The organism is Micromonospora sp. WMMD1082, assembly GCF_029626175.1.
Classification (GTDB): domain Bacteria; phylum Actinomycetota; class Actinomycetes; order Mycobacteriales; family Micromonosporaceae; genus Micromonospora.
The window spans coordinates 6324754-6341976 of record NZ_JARUBM010000002.1; the positions used below are offsets into that span (position 1 = coordinate 6324754).

The 17223-nt window shown below is 71.9% G+C and carries 15 protein-coding genes; 9 read left to right on the forward strand and 6 right to left on the reverse strand.

Annotated features, from left to right (window positions below):
- Positions 1-28: 28 nt before the first annotated feature.
- The 6 genes from O7615_RS29265 to O7615_RS29290 form a co-directional block, all read right to left on the reverse strand.
- Positions 29-1390 carry a sugar ABC transporter substrate-binding protein gene (locus O7615_RS29265; RefSeq protein ID WP_278181007.1) on the reverse strand — a complete coding sequence of 454 codons (1362 nt, stop codon included), beginning with the start codon at positions 1388-1390 and terminating at the stop codon, positions 29-31.
- 55 nt (positions 1391-1445) lie between these two features.
- A complete protein-coding gene (locus O7615_RS29270) occupies positions 1446-2207 on the reverse strand; it encodes a DeoR/GlpR family DNA-binding transcription regulator (protein ID WP_278181008.1) in 762 nt (253 codons plus the stop codon).
- 256 nt (positions 2208-2463) lie between these two features.
- Positions 2464-3261, reverse strand: coding sequence for a hypothetical protein (locus O7615_RS29275; protein WP_278181009.1), 798 nt, complete (start codon positions 3259-3261; stop codon positions 2464-2466).
- Positions 3251-3766, reverse strand: coding sequence for a sigma-70 family RNA polymerase sigma factor (locus tag O7615_RS29280; RefSeq protein WP_278181010.1), 516 nt, complete (start codon positions 3764-3766; stop codon positions 3251-3253). Before O7615_RS29280 ends, O7615_RS29275 begins: the two co-directional genes overlap by 11 nt.
- 86 nt (positions 3767-3852) lie before the next feature.
- Positions 3853-4536 (reverse strand): hypothetical protein, encoded by a 684-nt coding sequence (locus tag O7615_RS29285; RefSeq protein WP_278181011.1) that lies wholly within the window; start codon positions 4534-4536, stop codon positions 3853-3855.
- Positions 4537-4655: 119 nt separating this feature from the next.
- Complete coding sequence (locus tag O7615_RS29290) at positions 4656-5717, reverse strand: LLM class flavin-dependent oxidoreductase (RefSeq protein ID WP_278181012.1); 1062 nt, start codon at positions 5715-5717, stop codon at positions 4656-4658.
- Between the two features lie 476 nt (positions 5718-6193).
- Between O7615_RS29290 and O7615_RS29295 the strand changes: the two genes are divergently transcribed.
- The 9 genes from O7615_RS29295 to O7615_RS29335 all read left to right on the forward strand — a co-directional run bounded on the left by O7615_RS29295 (position 6194) and on the right by O7615_RS29335 (position 17222).
- A complete protein-coding gene (locus O7615_RS29295; RefSeq protein WP_278181013.1) occupies positions 6194-7912 on the forward strand; it encodes an ABC transporter substrate-binding protein in 1719 nt (572 codons plus the stop codon).
- 85 nt (positions 7913-7997) lie between these two features.
- Entirely contained in the window at positions 7998-8957 is a 960-nt protein-coding gene (locus O7615_RS29300; RefSeq protein WP_278181014.1) for an ABC transporter permease, read from the forward strand.
- A gap of 10 nt (positions 8958-8967) precedes the next feature.
- Positions 8968-9894: an ABC transporter permease gene (locus O7615_RS29305; protein ID WP_278181015.1), complete on the forward strand. Its 927-nt coding sequence runs from the start codon at positions 8968-8970 to the stop codon at positions 9892-9894.
- Positions 9891-11570 carry an ABC transporter ATP-binding protein gene (locus O7615_RS29310; protein ID WP_278181016.1) on the forward strand — a complete coding sequence of 560 codons (1680 nt, stop codon included), beginning with the start codon at positions 9891-9893 and terminating at the stop codon, positions 11568-11570. The genes O7615_RS29305 and O7615_RS29310 overlap by 4 nt, the downstream gene beginning before the upstream one ends.
- A gap of 9 nt (positions 11571-11579) precedes the next feature.
- The gene (locus O7615_RS29315) at positions 11580-12824 is read left to right on the forward strand and encodes an LLM class flavin-dependent oxidoreductase (protein ID WP_278181017.1); all 1245 of its coding nucleotides are present in this window, start codon (positions 11580-11582) and stop codon (positions 12822-12824) included.
- Positions 12825-12875: 51 nt separating this feature from the next.
- Positions 12876-13844, forward strand: coding sequence for an LLM class flavin-dependent oxidoreductase (locus O7615_RS29320; RefSeq protein ID WP_278181018.1), 969 nt, complete (start codon positions 12876-12878; stop codon positions 13842-13844).
- A complete protein-coding gene (locus O7615_RS29325; RefSeq protein WP_278181019.1) occupies positions 13841-15112 on the forward strand; it encodes an acyl-CoA dehydrogenase family protein in 1272 nt (423 codons plus the stop codon). Before O7615_RS29320 ends, O7615_RS29325 begins: the two co-directional genes overlap by 4 nt.
- A 16-nt stretch (positions 15113-15128) precedes the next feature.
- On the forward strand, positions 15129-16169 hold the full coding sequence (locus O7615_RS29330) for an aldo/keto reductase (RefSeq protein ID WP_278181020.1): 1041 nt from the start codon (positions 15129-15131) through the stop codon (positions 16167-16169).
- 21 nt (positions 16170-16190) lie between these two features.
- Positions 16191-17222 (forward strand): aldo/keto reductase, encoded by a 1032-nt coding sequence (locus O7615_RS29335; RefSeq protein ID WP_278181021.1) that lies wholly within the window; start codon positions 16191-16193, stop codon positions 17220-17222.
- The last annotated feature ends 1 nt before the right edge of the window (position 17223 follow it).

Genomic DNA, 17223 nt, shown 5'->3' on the forward strand with positions numbered 1-17223 from the left:
ACCGGTCAGGGCCGGCCCCGGCGCGCGACTACCGGTGCCGGCTGGCGGCTTCCTCGGCCAGCCGCTGGCCGTCGGCGAGCGCCTCTTCGACGGTGGTCTGGCCGGCGATCGCGGCCGACACCTCCTGCGACACCTTCGTGCCGAGGTCGGCGAACTCGGGGATGCCGACGAACTGCACACCGAGGGCGGGGCGCGGCTGCACCCCGGGGCTGACCGGGTCCGCCTCCTGGATGGACTTCAGGGTGATGTCGGCGAAGGCCGCCGCGGAGTCGCGGTACTCGGCGATCTCGTAGGTCGACTGGCGCTTGCCGGCCGGCACCCGGGACCAGCCCAGCGAGGAGCCGACCAGCCGCTCGTACTCCTTGCCGGTCGCCCAGGAGATGAACTTCCAGGCCGCGTCGGCGTTCTTGGTGGTCTTCGGCATCGCCAGCGCCCAGGCCCAGAGCCACCCGGCGGACTCGGTCCGGTTGACCGGCGCGTACGCGTAGCCGACCTTGCCGGCGACGGTGCTGGAGTTGGGGTCCTCCAGCGTGCCCGCGGCGGAGGTGGCGTCGTACCACATGGCCGCCTTGCCCTGGCCGAAGGTGTTGAGACACTCGGTGAACCCGGACTGCGGCGCGCCCGGCTGGCCGTGGGCGCGGAGCAGGTCGACGTAGAACTTCGTCGCCTCGGTGAACTCGGGCGCGTTCACCTTCGGCGTCCAGTCCTGCTCGAACCAGGTGCCGCCGAAGGTGTTGACCACCGTGGTCAGCGGCGCGAACAGCTCGCCCCAGCCGGGCAGGCCGCGCAGGCAGATGCCGGCGATCCCGGCGTTGTCGTCGTCGAGCTGGGCGGCGAACCGGGCGACCTGCTGCCAGGTCGGCCGCTCCGGCATGGTCAGGCCCTTGGCGTCGAAGAGTTCCTTGTTGTACATGAGGAACGACGACTCACCGTAGAACGGCGCGGCGTAGAGGTTGCCGTCCTCGCCGGAGAGCGAGGCGACCATCGGCTCCAGCAGGTCACCCTTGTCGTACGCGGTGTCGGCGTCCGCGTACGAGCTGAGTTCGTGCAGCCAGTCGTTCTGCGCCCAGATCGGTGCCTCGTAGGCGCCGATCGTCGCCACGTCGTACTGACCGCCCTGGGTGGCGACGTCCTGGGTGACCCGGTCCCGCAGCTCGTTCTCGGGCAGGATCGTGAACCGGACGGTGATCCCGGTGTCCTTGGTGAAGTTGTCGGCGGTGACCTTGGCCAGGTCCTCCATCTGCGGGTTGCCGACCATCAGCACGGTGATGGCCGTACCGTCGCCGGACGAGCCGCCGCCGGCCCCGGAACATGCGGACAGGGCCAGTCCGGCCGTGAGCGCGACGGCGAGCGCGCCGCGCCATCGGTGCGGAGATCGTGTTCTGGGCACAGCGAACCTCCATGGTGGTGGGTGTGGTGGGTGAAGAAAGGTCGGTCGGTGGCGCTCAGACGCGCAGCACCACCGGCCCGAGCAGCGAGTAGCGGTGTGCCTCGGACGCCGGCAGCGCGGTGTCCGTGACGATGGTGTCGACGTCCGCGACGTCGGCGAAGCGGCAGAAGCTGTGCCCACCGAACTTGGTGTGCACCCCGGCGAAGACCACCCGCCGGGAGACCGCCATCACCTGCGCCTTGACGGCCGCCACGGCCGGGTCGGGGGTGGTCAGCCCGTGCTTGCGGGAGATGCCGTTGGCCCCGACGTAGGCCAGGTCGATGACGAAGCCGGCGAGCATCCGGGTGGCCCAGTGGTCGACGGTGGCCAGCGTGCGTCCGCGGACCCGGCCACCGAGCAACAGCACGGTGAGGCTCGGGTACGCGGCGAGCGCCGCCGCGGTGTGCAGGGAGGCGGTCACCACGGTCAGTGGCCGGTGGGTGGGCAACGCCTCGGCGATCAGTTGCGGGGTGTACCCCTCGTCGATGAAAACCGACTCCGCGTCGCCGAGGTGTTCCACGGCGGCGGTGGCGATCCGCCGCTTCTCCACCACCATCCGGGTGGCCCGGGTCTCCAGGGTCGTCTCGAAGCGGGCGGTCTCCACCGGGTAGGCGCCGCCGTGGGTGCGGCGTACCAGGCCCTGCTGGGCCAGCAGGCTCAGGTCGCGTCGGACGGTCTCCGGCGCGACGCCCAGGTCGACGGCGAGCTTGCGCACGTCGACGTCACCCTGACGGCGCGCCAAGGCGAGGATGTGGTGCCGGCGTTCTGTCGCGTCCACTTCCCACCTCCCGTCGGCTCGTGTGTCTTTTTGTAACACCGTGAACGGGGGGTGACCCCGGTCACATGCCGGTCAATCTGGTGGGTTTGCTGCCCGCAGTCACGCCCCGAACGGGCAGATCAGAACAGTCATTAGCCATATTCTTCTCATTCTATGTGCCCGTTTGCCGCCCTCGTCGGCCCGATTTCCACCCGGCACGCCCGCTCGGGCACCCGGCCCGACCACCCCGGCATCCCTGACCCGTCACCCTGGCCCGTCACTCTGGCGCGGCGCCGTTGTCGACGAGCCGGAAGCGGGTGGTCAGGGGTGCGTCACCGAGTTCCTCCAGGAGCAGGCCACGGGTCGCCGAGTGCTGGAGGTAGGCGGAGTGGTTACTGATCGCGTACGTGGGGTTGCCGTCGTGTTGGCCGTCCCGGACGACCAGGAACCGCTGCCTCGGCTCGTCCGGCGCGCAGGGTGCCGCGACGACCCGCAGCGGCTCGCTCCCCGCCGACCGCACCTCCCAGCAGGTGTCGGTCAGGTCGTCGGTGCCCGGTTCGGCGGTGCGGATCAGGTAGGTGTCGGACCCCTGCGGCAGGAAGACGAACAGCTGCCGGCCCTCGTCGCCGTCGACCTCGGCCAGCCGACCGTCGTCGAGCAGGGATATCCCGGCCGCCCAGTCCGACACGCGCACGACGGTGACCTGGCGCTGACCGGTCAGCAGCGGATCGGCGCCCGGCGCGGTGCCGGTCGGGCCGGAGTCGCCGGTGGGTGGGCGGGACGGGCCGGCGCTCGGGCCGGTCGGGCCGGCGCTCGGTGAGCTGGTGGCCGAGTTGTACGTCGGGCCGACCGGACCCGCCGGGACGGTGGGCGGCGCATCGGCGAGACGGATCACGGCCGCACCCCCGCCGAGCACACCGACCAGGACAGCGCCGGCCGCGACGGACGCGACGTGGCGACGCCGACGACGGGTGTCGCCCCGTCGCCGGATCTCGTCGGCGGCGCGGACCCTGCCCTGTCCACCGTGCCGGGCCAGCGCCCGCAGGGCATCGTCGAGATTCCACTCAGACCCCATGGTTCCTCCCCCCGCCCGTAATCTCGTACTCCTCGTCGACCAGGTGCGCGGCGAGGGCCCGGCGTCCCCGGGCCAGCCGCGTCTTGACGGTGTTCGCGTTGGCACCGGTCTCCGCCGCGATCTCGGCCACGCTGAGACCGACCAGGTGATGCAGCACCACGACCCGGCGCTGCTCGTCGGGGATGCGCCGCAACGCGGCCACGACCGCGACGTGGTCGACCGTGACCCCCTCGACATGCTGCTCGGTGAGGTGCCGCCGGTGGGCGCTGAGCCGGTTGACCGCCTTGCGCCAGGCACTCACCGCTACCCGGTAGGCCACGCTGCGCACCCACGCCTCCGGGCTGTCGCAGTCCCGGACGGACGCCCAGCGGTCCCAGGCCCGGGCGTACGCCTCCGCCACCGCGTCCTCCGCCTCGGCCCGGCTGCCGATCATCGCGTACAGGTGCCCCAGCACCCGCTGCGCGGACGCGGAGTAGAAGGCGTCGAACTCCTCAGCGTCGCGCATCGATCAGTGTCTCCACCAGTTCCGCTTCCTCGTGATCATGCCCTCGACCGGTCCCGGCCGGCTTCCCGGCCGGGACCGCACGGCGGTCACCCCTGCCGGGGCGCCGGCCCGGTGTCATTGAACCGGAAGCTGTTCATTGGCGGCGAATCGCCCAACTCCTCCAAAATCAGCCCGGATCGGGCAGAGGTCCGCAGGTACGCCCACCTATTCATGATCAGGAACTCGCGGTCACCGCCGGTCGGCACCGGAACGATGACGAACCGCTGGCGCGGGTCGCCGGCCCGGCAGGCGGCCCCGTGGACCACGAGCGGTCGCCCGTCACCCGGGTTGTGCACCTGCCAGCAGAGTGGTCGCCCGGCACCGCCGCCACGATAGGACTTGATCAGGAACTCCTGCGAGCCCAGCGGGGTCGGCACGAAGACCTGCCGGCCCTGGTCGTCATCCACCTCGGCCAGCCGGCCGCCGTCGAGCAGCGACAGCCCGGACTCGAAGCCGTCGACCCGGACGATCGTGACGCGGCGCGTACCGGAGAGCACCGCCGACAGCGCGCTCGACGCCGTCGGCGGCGCGGACTCCACCGCGCTGCCCGACGCCGGCGCGGACGCCGCCGGGTTGCCCGACGCCGGAGCGGACGCCGCCGGCACCGTGCCGGACGGACCGACCCCGGCCGGTGCACCGTCACCCTCCGAGGCGGTCGCCACCCCGCAGGCCCCCATGGTGGCGACCAGCGCCACCAGACCCGCACCCGCGAGCCATCTACCCACCAACACCGTCGCCTCCCCTAGCACCTGCGGCTGTCCGCACCTGTGGCCCGCGGCCGCGAGACCAGTAGCCGGTCCGGGTCCGTCGATCCGTACAGCCTCATGACGCGTGGGGGCGGGAGGTGGTTTCACCGCAGCAGCGGCAGCAGTTGCTCCCCCTGACGCCTGATCTCCGGCAGGTAGGGGGTGTCGGAGAGCACGAAGTGGGTGATGCCCAGGCTCTGGTACCTGCGCAACGACTTCGCCACGTCCTCGGCGGAGCCGACCAGCCAGGTGGTGCCCGCGCCGCCGCCGCCGAACGTGCCGGGGGTGGTGTAGAGGTTGTCGTCGAGCACCTCCCCTCGGGCGGCGAGGTCGAGCAGCCGCTGCTGGCCGACGGCGGCATGCCGGTTCGGGTCGCGCGCCATGATGCCCGTGCCCTTCGCCATCTCCGCGACCTTCGCCTCGGCGTCGGCCCAGGCCTGCTCGGTGGTGTCCCGGATCAGCGTGGTGACGCGCAACCCGAACTCCAGCGGCGGGTGCTCCCGGCCCAGCTTCTCGCCGAGCCGCCGCAGCCGCTCGACCCGCTCGGCGACGCCGTCGAGCGGCTCTCCCCAGAAGAGCTGCACGTCCGCCTCGGTGGCGGCCACCTGCTCGGCGGCGGCGGAGGCGCCGCCGAAGTAGAGCCGGGGATGCCGCCGCGTCCCACGCACGACGGGTCGCGGCACGACGGTGGCACCGGCGACGGCGAAGTGCTCGCCGTGATACGTCACGTTCTCCTCGGTCCACAGCCTGCGCACGATCCGGATGAACTCCCGGGTGCGGGCGTAGCGGTGGGCCTGGTCGCCCTCGTCGTCGCCGTACGCCGCCAGGTTGTCCTTGCCCGACACGATGTTGACCAGCACCCGCCCCCCGGAGAGGTGGTCCAGGGTCGCCGCGGCGGAGGCGAAGTGGGCCGGACGCCAGTAGCCGGGGCGGACCGCGATCAGCGGCTGGAACGTCGTGGTCTGCGCGGCGAGCGCGGTGGCGACCGTGAGGGTGTCCGGCCGCCCCCAGCCCGTGCCGATCAGCGCCCCCGCCCACCCGTGCCGCTCCAGGGCCCGGGCGTGGCTGGTGAGGGTCGCCAGGGAGTTGTGGTGGTCGACGACGTCGTCGCCACGGTGTCCGGGCTGGACCTGGTTCGGGATGTACCAGAGGAATTCGAGGCTCATGGCAGGTCTTCCTGTCGGTTCGATGAGGTGCGGCCGAGCAGGAAGAGCGCCGACCGCGCCCGGGGGCGCCGAAGCTGTGGCCGAAAGCACGATTAATTCCTACTCAGCCTATAGGTATTATAGGGATCATGGCCGGGTTGCTCCTCTACTCCAGGCGCGAAATCGACTTCGCGCTCTGCGCCAGCGCGCTCTGTCCGCGCTGATCGGCGGTCGCACCGTTCCCTCGCCGCAACACACGCCCGACCGCGCCGCCAACCCCCGATCCGCAGCCCCATCCCGGTGATCGGCTCGTGGACGCCGTCCACGGGAGATGTCGCCGTCGACACCCGATCCCGTCACCCGCCCCTGCCCGCCGTCCGGCACGCCTCCGGTCCCCGGCCGCCCCGGGCACCGCGCGGCGCCGACCGGCGCGCCGGGGCCGCCTGACAACCGGCAGCCAACGCCTCCGCAGGCTGCCTCGACCCCGAAAGAAGCACATGTCTGACCTTCGACGTTCGATCGAGAACGCCACACCGGGCCGCCGGACGTGGCCCTGGGCCGCCGGACTCGCCGTCGGGCTGCTCGTCGCCGGGATCGGATTCGCCGTCGCCCGCGGCGGCGCCGCCGAGGACCCGGCGGCCGCCGCCGACGGCAAACCCGTGCGCGGCGGCACCCTGGAGTTCGCGCTGATCGACTACCAGCGCAGCCCGGATCCGCACTGGGGCACCAACTACGCCGAATCCCTGATCGGCAACAACATCACCGACAAGCTGACCTGGCAGGACCCGGACACCGGCGAGATCACGCCGTGGTTGGCGGAGTCGTGGGAGTACAACGACGACCTCACCGAGTTCACCTTCCGCCTGCGTACGGACGTCACCTTCAGCGACGGCACCCCGTTCAACGCCGAGGCGGTCAAGGCCAACTTCGACCAGTACGTGCGGGGCGACGAAGGGCTCGGCATCAGCCCCAACGGCGCGATCCTGCTGCCCGGCTACGTCGAGACCCGGACACCGGACGAGCACACCGCGGTCGTCCGGTTCGCCAAGCCGCTCGCCAGCTTCCTGCAGGCGTCCGCGTTCACCGCCAATGCCCAGCCCGGCTTCCTGTCACTGGCCACGCTGAAGCTGAACGCGACGGAACGCACGGACCCGACGAAGATCATCGGCACCGGCCCGTTCGTGTACGAGTCGTGGGAGGAGCAGGTCAAGACCGTCCTGGTCAAACGCACGGGCTACGACTGGTCCCCGCCGGCGATCGGGCACCCGGGCGAGGCGTACCTGGACCGGGTCGTGTTCAACACGATCCCGGAGGCCAGCGTCCGGACCGGATCCCTGGCCTCCGGCACCATCGACGCCACGCTCGACGTGGGCACCACCGACGAGAAGCCGCTCGCCGCCCAGGGATTCAAGATCATCCACCGGGAGGTCTCCGGCACCGCCATCTTCTTCAACCTCAACTCCCAGCTGTTCCCGACCAACGACATCGCGGTACGCAAGGCGATCCAGCGGGGCTGGGACCGGGAAGCCATCACCCAGACGGTGCTCACCGACTCGTACTCGGTCGCGACCTCGGTCCTCGCGCCCTCCGTGCCCGGCTACGCCGACTACAGCGCCACGGTGCTGAAACACGACCCCGAGGAGGCCAACCGACTCCTCGACGGGGCCGGCTGGGTGCCGGGGCCGGACGGGATCCGCGTCAAGGACGGCAGGAAGCTCGTCGTCAAGCTGATCGGCATCAGCAACCTGGTGGTGAACAAGCCGGCCTACGAGTCGATCCAGCAGGACCTCAAGAAGATCGGCATCGACCTGCAGCTCACCGTCGTGCCGATCCCCGACTACGCGGCCGCCGTGGCCAAGGCGAAGACCGACTGGCACATCACCGCCGCCAACCGGTCCCGCAACGACCCGGCGGTGCTCAACCTGCAGTACGGCCCGCTGCTCGGCAACGGCGCCCACGTCACCCAGGACTCCACCGGCGTCGACGTCGACGAGGTCACGCAGACCCTGGGCCAGCTCGAACTCACCCTCGACCCGACCCGGCGCCACCAGTACGCCAAGGCGGCCCAGGACCTCCTCCTGGACAAGTACGCGCTGGTCAGCCCGGTCTACAACCCGTCGCAGGTGATCGCGCACGCGGACCACGTCCACGGGATCATCTTCGACGCCCAGTCCCGCAACCACTTCGTCGACGCCTGGAAGAGCAACGGGAAGTGACCGTCGGTGGTCGCCGGGAGCCGACGGTTCCCGGCGACCGCCCGCCCCCGCCCACCCGTCCGCCCACCCGTGGGGAAGGAACGCCGTGCTCCGCTATGTCGCGCTGAAGGTCGGCCGGGCGCTGTTCGTGGTCTGGGCCGCGTTCACGCTGACCTTCGTCCTGCTGTTCGTGCTGCCGGCGAACCCGGTGGACCTGCTCTTCGACCCGGCCGAGCTGAACAGCGTGCCGCCCGAGGTCCGGGAGCAGATGGCGCAGAACTACGGCTTCCACAAGCCCGTGCTCCTGCAGTACCTCGACCGGCTGGGCCACGCCCTGGTCGGTGACTTCGGCAGCTCGGTGCAGTCCGGCCGGCCCGTCACCACCGCGATCCTCGACGTGCTGCCGAGCACCCTGGTGCTCGCCGCCGGCGCCCTGCTCCTCGCCGTGCTCATCGCCTTCGCGATCGCGCTCGTGGCCACCGCGACCCGCCACGTCTGGGTCCGCAACCTGGTCGAGGCGCTGCCGTCGACCTCGGTCTCGGTGCCGGTCTTCCTCTCCGGAATCCTGATCCTGCAGGTCTTCTCGTTCCGCCTGGGCTGGTTCCCCGCCTTCGGCGACGACGGCCTCAAGAGTCTCGTCCTGCCCCTGATCACGCTGGCGATCCCGGTGTCGGGTCCGATCGCGCAGCTGCTCGTGCGCAGCTTCGCCACCGAGTTCCACTCCGGCTACGTCACGACGAGTTGGGCCAAGGGAGCCACCCGCCGCCGCGTCATCGTCGGCGACGTCTTCCGCAACGCCAGCCTGCCGGCGCTCACCATCGCCGGCATCACCTTCGGCAACCTGATCGCCGGCTCCGTCATCACCGAGACCGTCTTCGCCCGCCGGGGCATCGGCCGGATGACCCAGAACGCGATCAACACCCTCGACGTACCGCTGGTCCAGGGGATCGTCGTGCTCGTGGCGGTCAGCTTCGCGCTGATCAACCTGATCGTCGACCTGATCTATCCGCTGCTGGATCCGCGACTGCGGGCCACGCTCGCCGCCTCCCCCTCCGGGGCGGCGTGAGGAGGCTGCGATGACCACCGAACTCGACACCCTCGCACCGCCCCGCCCGCCGGCCACCGCACCGGTGGGTGCGCCGCCCCTGGTCGTGGCCGGCAACCGGGCGGCCACCGTCCGGGCAGCCGCCCGGCGCATCGGTGAACTCGCCCAGCAGCCGACCCTCCTGGTCGCCTGGATCATCGTGCTGGTCGTGATCGGCTGGGCCATCGCCCCGCAGCTGTTCACCTCCTACAGCCCGTACGAGGGCGACACCACCGCGAGCTTCGCGCCACCGAGCGTCGAGCACTGGTTCGGCACCGACCGGCTGGGCCGGGACCTCTTCGCCCGCAGCGTCTACGGCGCGCGGACCACCCTCACCGCGACCCTGCTGGCCGTGCTCATCGCCTTCGGCATCGGCACGGTGGTCGGGCTGGTCTCCGGCTTCGCCAAGGGCGTCGTCGACACCGCCATCATGCGGGTGGTCGACGTGTTCCTCGCCATCCCCAGCCTGCTGCTCGCGATGGTGGTGGTGTCGGTCCTCGGATACACCACGCACAACATCGCCCTGGCCGTCGGGATCTCCTCCATCGCGTCGTTCGCGCGGGTGATGCGGGCCGAGGTGCTCACGGTGACGACCCAGGACTACGTCAGGGCGGCGTATGGCCTCGGAGTCGGCCGGTTGGGCGTGCTGCTCCGGCACGTCGTACCCAACTCGCTCAGCTCGGTGATCGCGCTGGCCGCGCTGGAGGTCGGCACGGCCGTGCTCGCCGTGGCCTCGCTCGGCTTCCTCGGCTACGGCGCCCCACCGCCGCAGCCGGAGTGGGGTCTGCTGGTCGCCGAGGGCCGCGACTACGTCGCGGTCCACCCGTGGACCTCGATCCTGCCCGGTGCGGCACTCGCGATCGTCGTCATCGCCGCCCACCGCATCAGCACCTCCTTCCGGAAGGGACACCGCCGGTGACCACCATCGCCACCGCGCCCGAGGCGACGCCGGACCCGCTGCTGCGCATCGCCGATGTCACGATCGACTACCGGACCGGACGCCGCCGGTGGAGCGCCGCCGTCCGGGGCGTCAGCCTGCACGTGGAACCGGGTGAGTTCGTCTCCCTCGTGGGGGAATCCGGCTCGGGCAAGACCACCCTGGTCCAGGGCGCCCTCGGGCTGCTGCCCGCCGCGGCGCGGATCCGGTCCGGCTCGATCGCCTACTCCGGCGTCGACGTCACCGGCTGGAACGACCGGCGGATGGCCCTGGTCCGCGGCAACTACGTGGGATTCATCCCGCAGGACCCCAACACCTCCCTCAACCCGGTCAAGAAGATCGGACAGCAGGTGATCGAGGCGGTCCGGTTCAACGAACCCCGGACGGCCGGCGCGGCACGCCACCGCGACGCCGCGCTGGAGAGCCTGCGCACCGCGGGTCTCACCGACGCCGAGCGGGTGTTCCAGCAGTACCCGCACGAACTCAGCGGCGGCATGAAGCAGCGCGCCCTCATCGCGATCGCGCTGGCCGGCCAACCGAAGATCATCCTGGCCGACGAACCCACCAGCGCCCTCGACATCACCGTCCAGAAGGTCATCCTCGACCACCTGATGCGGCTGCGCGACGACCTCGGCATCGGCATCCTGCTGGTCACCCACGACCTCGGCGTCGCGCTGGACCGCTCCGACCGGATCCTGGTCATGCAGCACGGCGAGATCGTCGAGCACGGCACCGTACGCCGGGTGCTGGCCAACCCCACCAACGACTACACCCGCCGGCTGCTCGACGCGGCCCCCACCCGGCACACCGGCCGGCTCGCACCGACCTCCGGCGTACGGTCGGTCCCGGCCACCGCGCCGGCGATGCTGCGGGCGCACGCGCTCACCAAGACCTACCGGCTGCGTGGCCGGGGGCAGCGGCGTGAGCTGCGCGCACTGGACGCCGCCGACCTGGTGCTGCGCGAAGGCACCACGCATGCGATCGTCGGTGAATCCGGTGCCGGGAAGTCCACGCTGGCGAGCATCCTGGTCGGCTTCACCACCGCCGACAGCGGCACGGTCCACATCGGCGACCGCGAGCTGACCGGGCTGCGCCGCGCGCAACTGCGGGAGCTGCGCCGGGACCTGCAGTTCGTCTTCCAGAACCCGTTCACCTCGCTCGACCCACGGTTCCCGGTGAGCCGGATCATCGCCGAGCCCCTGGACGCCTTCCGGCTGGTGCCCGGCCGGCGGCAGCGTACGGCCCGGGTGGTCGAGCTGCTGACGGCGGTGGCACTGGACGAGAGCTACCTGGACCGGCTGCCGAGCCAGCTCTCCGGCGGCCAGCGGCAACGGGTGGCCATCGCGCGGGCCATCGCCCTCAATCCCCGGATCCTGGTGCTCGACGAGGCGGTGAGCGCGCTCGACGTGTCGGTGCAGGCACAGATCCTGCAATTGCTGGTCGACCTGCAGGCCGAGCTGGGGCTCAGCTACGTCTTCGTCACCCACGACCTCGGCGTCGTCCGCCTGATCGCCGACGACGTCACGGTGATGAAGGACGGGGCGGTGGTCGAGACCGGCCCGGTCGCACAGGTGTTCCGCACCCCGGGGCACGACTACACCCGACAGCTACTGGCGGCGATCCCGGGCACCCGGCTCGCCGCTACCGACGCCCGCTAGGAGAAGCCCATGTCCCGTCGACTGCACCTCAACGTCAACATCCTCAACGCGGGCGTCTTCGGTGGCTCGTGGCGCTTCCCGGGCACCGACGCCACCGCCAGCTACACGATCGAGCACTACACCTCGATCGCGAAGAGGGCCGAGCAGGCCCGACTCGACGCCGTCTTCCTGGCGGACAGCCCGCTGCTCGACCCGAGCATCGCGCACCGCACCGGCAACAACCTCGAACCCAGCACCGTGCTGGCCCGCATCGCCGCGCAGACCGAGCGGATCGGCCTGATCGGGACGCTGTCGTCGTCCTACAACGACCCCGTCGAGCTGGCCCGCCGCCTCGGCGACCTCGACTACGTCAGCGGGGGCCGGTTCGGCTGGAACGTGGTGACCACCGCCGGGCCGGTGGCCGCCCGCAACTTCGGCCGCGCCGGCGAACCCGACCACGAACTGCGTTACCGGCGGGCCGCCGAGTTCGCCGCGCACGTGATCGCCAGCTGGGCGGGGCGTACCGACCTCGCCTCCCCGCAGGGTCGCCCGGTGGTGGTCCAGGCCGGCGGCTCCCGCGACGGGCGCCGGCTGGCCGCCCAGGTCGGCGAGGTCATCTTCTCCGCCGACCAGGATCTCGACCATGCCCGGGCCTTCCGGGCGGAGATCCGCGACGGCGCCACCGCGTTCGGGCGCCGCCGGGAGGACGTCGTGATCCTGCCCGGCATCTCCACGGTGGTGGGCAGCACCGAGGCCGAGGCCCGCGCCCGGCGGGACCTGCTGGACGAGATCCTGCCCGACGCGTACGCCCGCAGCCGGCTCGCCGGCCAGCTCGGGATCTCCCTCGACGGGCTGCGCGACGACGAACCGATCCCCGCCGAACTGCTCGTCGACCCGGACCACGCCGGTGGCTCGCAGACCTTCTACCGCATCGTCAAGGCGATCATCGACGACGAACGGCCGACCCTGGGCCAGCTGCTGAAGAAGCTCTCCGGCGGTGGCGGGCACCGCATCGTCGTCGGCACGCCGGAGCAGATCGCCGACGACATCGAAACCTGGTTCCGGGCCGGCGCCGCCGATGGCTTCAACGTGATGCCCGACGTGCTGCCGTCGGGCTTCGACGACTTCGCCGACCACGTGGTTCCCGAGCTACAGCGCCGCGGCCTGTTCCGGACCGAGTACGACGGACGGACCCTGCGCGAGCACCTCGGGCTCGCCCTGCCCGCGGCGTCGACCGGGGCGCATCCGCCCCGCGCCGTCGCCCCCGCCCGGTGAGCCCGGCCACCCCACCGCGCCACCCAACGCGCACCTGGAGGTAATCGATCCATGAGTACAGCCATCCAACTCGCCCTCGCGGTCGGGGTACCGGACCCGCACCGGGTCGACGGCCCGGCGGTGGTCTCCCTGGCCGGGGCGCGCACCATCGCGGCCGCCGCCGAACAGGTCGGTGTCGCGGCGATCCGGCTCGTCGACAGCGGGCCGCCCGGGCGCACCCTCGACCCGACCGTGGTGGCCGCCTACCTGGCCGGGGTCCACGGCGGCGTCGGATATGTCGCCGAGATCCCGACCACCCGCCACGCGCCGTACAACGTCGCCCGCCGCGTCCTCTCCCTCGACCGGGCCACGGCCGGTCGCGCCGGCATCGCCCTGCACCCCGGCCAGGGCGACGAGGTGAGTACGGCGACCGCACCGGACCCGGACGCGGCGGACCCCAGCGGCCGCTGGGCGGAGTACGCCCGGGTGCTGACCCGGCTGTGGGAGTCGTTTCCGCGGGCCGCGCTCGTCGGCGACCAGCAGGCCGGCATCGTCGTCGACACGGCACTGGTCGCGCCGATCCACCACGAGGGCGTCTACTACCGGGTCGCCGGCCCGCTGGACGGGCCCTCCTCCCGGCAGGGCCGGCCGGTCGTCGTCGCCGACCTGGGCACCCTCGACGTGGCGGCGATCGCGGAGTCCGCGGACATCGTCGTGGTCGACCGGTGGCGGGCCGCCGGCGCCCACGCCGCGCTGACCGACGCCCTGCACCGCGCCGGCCGCTCCCGACCGGACGTCGCGCTGCTCGGCCGCGCCGAGCTGGCCGGGTACGACCCGAGCGCCACGGCCTTCGGCGACGAGCTGCGCGCCTGGGCCGCCGAGCACCAGCTCGACGGCGTCGAGCTGGTCGCCAGGGGCGGCACGGGGACGGTGGTCGCCGCGCTGCGGGCGGTGGTGCCCCAACTGACGGAGCACCGCCCGTCACCGCCCACGCTGCGGGCCGCGGTGGGCCTGCCCGAGGTCGCGGCGGTGCTGGCATGACCGCCGGGCTGGTCGGCACCGCCACGGCCGACACCGCCACGACCGACACCGCCACAGCCGACACCGCCGCCACGACCCCCGTGCCCGCCGCCGGTCACACCGTCGACGGCATCCGCGCCGCCATCCGGCCGATCCTGGCCCGCCTGCAGGCCAGTGCCGCCGCCCGCGAGCAGGCCCGGGACTACGCGTTCGACGACGTGCGGGCGCTGGCCGAGCAGCGCATCACGCTGACCGGTATCGCCCACGCCGACGGCGGTGCGGGCGGCACCGTACGGGACACGGCCGACCTGGTCATCGCCATCGCCCGGGCCGACTCCAACGTGGCCCAGGCGCTGCGTGGCAGCTTCCTCACCGCCCACCAGGTGGCGACCCGCCCCGACCTGCCCCACCGGGCGGTGACCCTGCGGCGGCTACGCGACGGTGACCTGTTCGCCGGCACCGCCAACGAACGCACCGGCGGGGCCAACGGGTCCGTCACCACCACCATCCGCCGCGACGGCGACGGGTACGTCGTCAACGGCGAGAAGTACTACTCGACGGGCGGGCTCTACGCCTCCTGGTTCTCCGGCTCCGCCAAGGACGAGCACGGCACCCTGTTCGGGTTCACCGTGCCGGTGGACCGCGAGGGCGTGCAGCGGCTCGACGACTTCGACGCCGTCGGCCAGCGGCTGACCGCCAGCGGCACCACCCGGCTGATCAACGTGCGGGTCTCCCCCGACGAGGTCGTGGTGCGGGACAACACCCGGCTGGCCAATCCGTGGCTCGGCTCCTTCGCCCAGCTCTACCTGGCCGCGGTCGAGGCGGGCATCGCCGCCGCGACGCTCGACGACGCGGTCCGGTTCGTCCGCGAGAAGGCCCGGCCGATCAAGCACAGCACGGCGGACCGCAGCAGCGACGACCCGTACGTCCGCATCACCGTGGGCGAGATCGCCGCCCGCGCCCAGGCCGCCCGGTCGGTGGTGCTGTTCGCCGCCGACGTGCTGGAGAGTGTGCGGGGACTGACCGGCCGGTCGGCGCGGGCCGCCGGTGCCGAGGCCGCAGTCACCGTGGCCCAGACCGGCGTGCTCGCCATCGAGTCCGCGCTGCGCGCCGCCGAGCTGCTCTTCGACGTCGCCGGTGGCTCGATCACCAGCCGCGATCTCGGCTTCGACCGGCACTGGCGCAACGCCCGTACGGTCGCCAACCACAACCCGCGACAGTGGAAGGCTTCGGTGGCCGGGGCGTACCACCTGGTCGGCGAGGAACCGCCGACCACGGGTCTCTTCTGAGGGAAGAAGGAAGCTGATGACCATCAAGGCAGACCGCGTCCTGGGCCGCACCGGCGTCCTGGTCACCCCGCTAACGCTCGGCACGATGAACTTCGGCCGGTGGCAGGAGGAGGGCGAGAGCATCCGGATCATCCAGGCCGCCCTCGACGCCGGCATCACCGCCGTCGACACCGCCGACGTCTACAGCCAGGGCAGCTCCGAGGAGATCATCGCCAAGGCGATCACGGGACGCCGCGACGACGTCTTCCTGGCCACCAAGTTCCACGGCCAGCTCGGCGACAACCCCCAGCACGCGGGCAACTCGCGCCGCTGGATCACCCGGGCGGTGGAGGACAGCCTGCGCCGGCTCGGCACCGACCACCTCGACCTCTACCAGGCGCACCGGCCGGATCCGCGGACCGACCTGCTGGAGACGCTGCAGACCCTCGACGGCCTGGTCCGCCAGGGCAAGATCCGCTACTACGGCACCTCCGTCTTCCCCGCCCACCAGCTCGTCGAGGCACACTGGCTGGCCGAGAAGCACGGGCTCATCGCCCCGCACACCGAGCAGCTACCGTATTCCCTGCTCGTCCGCAGCGCCGAGCGGGAGGTCTTCCCCGTCGCCCGGAAGTACGGCGTCGGCGTCCTCAGTTACGGCCCGCTGGCCGCCGGCTGGCTCTCCGGGAAGTACCGTATCGGCGGCGAGCAGCCGGCCTCCGCCCGCGCCGACCTCATTCCCGGCCGGTTCGACATCAACCTCGACCGCAACCACCGCAAGCTGGCCGCCGCCGACGCCCTGGCCCGGCTCGCCGAGGAACACGGCCTGACCCTGGTCGACCTGGCCGTCGCGTTCGCGCTCCACCATCCGGCCGTCAGCAGCGTCATCATCGGCCCCCGCACCCTCGACCACCTGGAGGGCTACCTCAAGGCGGCCACCGTCGAACTCGACACACACCTCCTCGACCGGATCGACGAGATCGTCGACCCGGGCACCCACTTCATCGAGCGCGACACCGGCCGGGACACCCCGTCCCTGACGCCCGCCGCGCTGCGCCGCACCCATCCGACCGACACCTGAGAGCCCCGGAGGAAGACACCCATGAGCTATGGCGCCTTCGCGCAGACCTACGCCGCCGCCGAGGACCGCTACCAGCGGCTTGAGTACCGCCGGGCCGGCGACTCCGGGCTCGACCTGCCCGCCTTCTCCTTCGGTCTGTGGCAGAAGTTCGGCACCGACTACCCGTTCCACACCCAGCGGGACATCGTGCTGCACGCCTTCGACCTCGGCATCACCCACTTCGACAACGCCGACCGCTACGGCCCACCCCACCGGGCCGCGCAGCAGTTCTTCGGGGAGGTGCTCCGTCGGGACCTGGCCCCCTACCGGGACGAGTTGATCCTGTCCACCAAGGCCGGTAACCCGATCGGCCCGAGCCCCTACCTCCGGGGCGGCTCCCGCAAGTCGCTGCTCACCTCGCTGGAGCACAGCCTGCGTGACCTGGGCACCGACTACGTCGACATCTTCTACAGCCACAGCCCCGACCTCACCACGCCGCTGGAGGAGACGGTGGGCGCCCTGGCCAGCGCGGTGCAGCAGGGCAAGGCGCTCTACGTGGGGATCTCCAACTACGCCACCGAGCGCGCGCAGGAGATCGCCGCACTGCTGCGCCAGGCGGGCGTACCGCTGCTGGTCCACCAGCCGCGCTACTCCATCTTCGACCGTCGCCCCGAACTCGACGGCCTGCTCAAGCTGGCCGCCGAGGAGGGCTTCGGTCTGGTCGTCTACTCGCCGCTGGCGCAGGGCCTGCTCACCGACAAGTACCTCGACGGCATCCCGGACGGCGCCCGGGCCCGCAACAGCACCTTCCTGCTACCCGACGTCATCGACGACACCTACCGGCAGCGGGCCGGCGCACTCCACCAGATCGCCGAGCAACGCGGCCAGTCCCTGGCGCAGCTGGCGTTGCAGTGGGTCCTGCGACAGCCCCAGGTGACCTCCGCCCTGATCGGCGCCAGCTCCACCTGGCAACTGGACCACAACGTCAAGGCGCTCGACTTCCCGCCGCTGACCGAGCAGGAGCTGGCGCTCATCGACGAGCACGGCGTACACGGGACGGGGTTGAAGCTCTGAG